3 protein-coding genes and 1 pseudogene are annotated in these 3,617 nt (G+C 71.6%); 2 read left to right on the forward strand and 2 right to left on the reverse strand.

All coding sequences use genetic code 11. The features are described from left to right. Window positions 1-840: APC family permease (locus ACFU99_RS37415; protein WP_384401260.1), on the reverse strand; the 840-nt coding region annotated here is incomplete at its 3' end. Between the two features lie 279 nt (window positions 841-1,119). Here ACFU99_RS37415 and ACFU99_RS37420 point away from each other — a divergent pair. Further along, window positions 1,120-2,118, forward strand: a complete 999-nt coding sequence (locus ACFU99_RS37420) for a 4-hydroxy-3-methylbut-2-enyl diphosphate reductase (protein WP_384401263.1) — start codon at window positions 1,120-1,122, stop codon at window positions 2,116-2,118. A 30-nt stretch (window positions 2,119-2,148) separates the two neighbouring features. Continuing rightward, window positions 2,149-2,940: a polyphosphate--glucose phosphotransferase gene (gene ppgK / locus ACFU99_RS37425; protein ID WP_384401266.1), complete on the forward strand. Its 792-nt coding sequence runs from the start codon at window positions 2,149-2,151 to the stop codon at window positions 2,938-2,940. A gap of 61 nt (window positions 2,941-3,001) precedes the next feature. Here the strand turns inward: ppgK and ACFU99_RS37430 are convergent. Then, window positions 3,002-3,241, reverse strand: a pseudogene (locus tag ACFU99_RS37430) (DUF6542 domain-containing protein); the annotation flags it as partial. Window positions 3,242-3,617: the final 376 nt, after the last annotated feature.

Here is a 3,617-nt window from a genome sequence, read left to right on the forward strand (position 1 = left end):
CGCGTCCCCCTGCTCGGCCGGTTTTGCCGCCAGCTCGGCCGCCGTCATGGGGGCCAGCAGGCCCGCCAGATACGTCTGCACGGCGAACAGGACACCCGCGATGACAAGGCAGGTGATCACGGCCTTCGCGACCCGCGCGGAGCCGCCCGCGGCCTCCTCCGCGAACGAGGCGATCGCGTCGAAGCCCAGGTAGGAGAGGACCGCGACCGAGACGGCCGCGAGGACCGCGGTCATCGAGAAGGAGCCCTCGCCGGTGAGCGGCGCCGCCCAGCCGCGCTGGGCGCCGTGCGCGATCAGCTCGTACAGCGCCGCGACGACGAAGACCACCAGCACCACGATCTCCAGGGCCAGCACCGCCGCGCCGACGACGGCCGCGGCCCGTACGCCCCACAGGTTCAGCAGCGTCGTGACGACCACCGCGACGGCCGTCCACACCCACTGGTGCACGGACGGCACCAGGGCGTGCATCGCGATCCCGGAGAAGAGGTAGGCGACGGCCGGGATCAGCAGGTAGTCGAGCATCGCCATCCACCCGGCGACGAACCCGGCGCCCTCGCCGAGCCCCACGCGCGCGTACGTGAAGACCGAGCCGGCCTGCGGCGCCACGCGCACCATCTGCGCGTAGGAGTACGCGGTGAAGGCCATCGCGATCGTCGCGACGATGTAGACGGTGGCGATCGCGCCGTGCGACTTGGCTTCCAGCGTCCCGAAGATGCCGACCGGGGCCATGGGGGCGATGAACAGCAGTCCGTAGACGACGAGGTCCCGGAAGGACAGCGTCCGGCGGAGCGATCCGTCCTCGCCCGCCGGGGCGGTCGAGCCTGTCGGCGTGGTGGTCATGGGGTGTGCCCCTAGCTGGTCCGGTGTTTCGTGGTGATCGGCGTTGATCGTCCCCTGTCGGTGATGATCGTGTCTCAGCTTCGGCCACGGCGGCGCGCGGGGCATCTGGGACGCGCCGGGAGAGCCCGTACCCGGGCCGGGCCCGGCCCGCGCCGCGCAGGGCCGCGCCGGTACGCCCGTACGAGCCCGCTCCCGCGGCTCGTCCCGGCCGATCGCCCCGACGGCTCGCCTCCGAGGTTGTCCACAGGCTGAGCCGCGCCATCTGCCAAGGCCCGTACGATGGATGGCATGACTGCTACGACAGCTCGCAAGGTCCTGCTCGCCGCCCCTCGTGGCTACTGCGCGGGCGTGGACCGTGCCGTCATCGCCGTCGAGAAGGCGCTGGAGCAGTACGGCGCTCCGGTGTATGTGCGCAAGGAGATCGTCCACAACAAATACGTCGTGCAGACCCTGGAGAAGAAGGGCGCGATCTTCGTCGACGAGACGGAGGAAGTGCCCGAGAACGCCATCGTGATCTTCTCGGCGCACGGCGTGGCGCCGGTCGTCCACGAGGAGGCCGCGCGGCGCAATCTGGCGACCATCGACGCCACCTGCCCGCTGGTCACCAAGGTCCACAAGGAAGCCGTCCGGTTCGCGGGCGACGACTACGACATCCTGCTCATCGGCCACGAGGGCCACGAGGAGGTCGTCGGCACGAGCGGCGAGGCGCCCGAGCACATCACGCTGGTCGACGGGCCGGAGGACGTGAAGAACGTCCACGTCCGCGACGAGTCCCGGGTCGTGTGGCTCTCCCAGACCACGCTGTCCGTCGACGAGACCATGGAGACGGTCGACGCGCTCAAGGAGCGCTTCCCGAAGCTGATCTCGCCGCCCAGCGACGACATCTGCTACGCCACACAGAACCGCCAGACGGCGGTCAAGCAGATGGGCGCGGACGCCGACCTGGTGATCGTCGTCGGTTCCAAGAACTCCTCGAACTCGGTGCGCCTCGTCGAGGTGGCGCTGGGCGCGGGCGCCCGCGACGCCCACCTGGTCGACTTCGCCGCCGAGATCGACGAGGCGTGGCTGGAGGGCGTCTCGACGGTCGGCGTGACCTCGGGCGCGTCCGTGCCGGAGATCCTGGTGCAGGGCGTGCTGGACTGGCTGGCGGAGCGCGGATTCGGCGACGTGGAGATCGTGACGGCCGCGGAGGAGAGCATCACCTTCTCGCTGCCCAAGGAACTCCGCCGCGATCTGCGCGCGGAGGCCGCGTCCCTTTCCGACGGGTCCAAGGGGTGATCACGCCCGTCCGGCCCTAGCCTCGTGTCCATGAAGGTATTCGGTGTGGACATCGGCGGGTCGGGCATCAAGGGCGCCCCGGTGGATCTGGTGCGCGGAGAGCTGGCGGACGACCGCTACAAGGTGCTCACCCCGCACCCGGCCACCCCCGAGGCAGTGATCGACGGCGTCAAGGAGGTCGTGGACCACTTCGGCTGGTCGGGCCCGGTCGGCGCGACGTTCCCGGGCGTGGTGGTCGACGGGACCACGCGGTCGGCGGCCAATGTCGACAAGAGCTGGATCGGCCTCGACGCGGCGGGGGCGCTGCGGGAGCGGCTCGGCGCCCCGGTGACGCTCCTGAACGACGCGGACGCGGCGGGCCTCGCGGAGGTGCACTTCGGCGCGGGCCGCGACCACTACGGCACGGTCATCGTGCTCACCTTCGGTACGGGCATCGGCAGCGCGGTCTTCACCGACGGCAAGCTGGTCGCCAACACCGAGCTGGGCCATCTGGAGCTCAGCGGCCGCGACGCGGAGACGCACGCCTCGACGCGCGCCAAGGACGAGGAGGACCTGAGCTGGCACCACTGGGCGCACCGGGTGCAGAAGTACCTGGCGCACGTGGAGATGCTCTTCTCGCCCGAGCTGTTCGTGATCGGCGGCGGCGTCAGCCGCAAGGCGGAGAAGTTCCTGCCGCTGATCAAGGGCGTCAAGGCCGAGATCGTGCCTGCTCAGCTACAGAACAGTGCGGGGATTGTGGGGGCTGCGATGGCTGCCGCCGCCGCTGCCGCGGCTGACGCTGGTCCCGACGGCCCTGCTGCCGGTTCCGGTGCTGCCGGCTGACCAGCGCGGCCCTGCGTACGAAGACGATCAGCACGGCCAGCACCGTGCCGGCGTAGAGCCACCCGGCGTGCACGGCGAGCGCGGTGACCACGCTCATGATCCGGCCGCCGGTGCCGCCCGTGTCGTTGCTGATCGCGACGATCCCCACGGCGAAGGCGATGGGCACGCCGACCGGCGCGATCACCAGGTCGGCGGGGCGCACCCATAGCGCGCAGGCGGCGGCGGTGAGCATGAAGAACACCCCGTACACGCCGGGCGCGCCGTCCAGCAGCACGGAGTCGAGGTAGCCGACCAGCAGCATGACGAGCGCGGCGAGCAGCCCGCTGCCGAGCGCCGTGAGGCGGGGGCCGGGCAGCCGGGACAGCGCGGCGGCGATCTTGCCGACCAGGGGCGGGGGCCGCCGGGACCGTGCGCGGTAGACGGTGGCGCTCTCGCCGCCGGGCTCCTCCGCCCCCGTCGGCCCTTCCGGCCCCGGCGCCGCGGGTGCGGCGGGGCGCGGCACGGCGGACGCGCGGCGGTCGCTGCGGTGCGGGGTACGCGTGCTGGGTTGCTCCACTTCACCAACGTAGGGCGAAAAGTGGGAAGAATCCGGCGTTGGACACGCCGATTGGGCCACCTTGGCTCTCTGTTCGACCCGTAGCCCGCCGGGGGCGGGGCCGTGGCGCGGGCCCGTAGAC

The organism is Streptomyces sp. NPDC057654, assembly GCF_042800135.1.
In the GTDB taxonomy this organism is placed as follows: Bacteria; Actinomycetota; Actinomycetes; order Streptomycetales; family Streptomycetaceae; genus Streptomyces.